This window comes from Bartonella capreoli (genome assembly GCF_902813205.1).
GTDB classification, from domain to species: Bacteria; Pseudomonadota; Alphaproteobacteria; order Rhizobiales; family Rhizobiaceae; genus Bartonella; species Bartonella schoenbuchensis.
Window position 1 is genome coordinate 1 of the sequence record NZ_CADDZX010000419.1, and the last position, 381, is coordinate 381.

A 381-nucleotide genomic window follows, 5' to 3' on the forward strand; every position below is an offset into this window, starting at 1 on the left:
AGGGATGGTTGTTTCATTAAATTGTTGCGCAATAAAAAAGCTAAGGCCTGTTCCGATAGATGTTTGAAGAAAGCCAGATACAGAAGATGCTGTTCCTGCGATTTTTCCTACAGATTCGAGAGCAAGTGTATTGAAATTTGCCATAATACCGCCACATGCAAACAGTACACTGAAGAACACCAGCATGAAAAAAGGGACGGGGATCCCACCAACTTCTAAGATGGCTCCGGCGAGCCAGATGCGTGAAGCATCACAAAAGAGTAAAATCATTGTGTGTGCGATGCGGCGCATTCCAAGACCTCCGACAAATTGAGAATTAAAAAATGAAGATAGACCTTGAAACGCAGCACCAAGAGCGAATGCTAATGCATTCCAGGGACC

The 381-nt window shown here is 44.1% G+C and carries 1 pseudogene; it reads right to left on the reverse strand.

From position 1 onward, the window contains the following. Positions 1-381 (reverse strand): annotated as a pseudogene (locus tag J7R05_RS09080) (multidrug effflux MFS transporter); the annotation flags it as partial.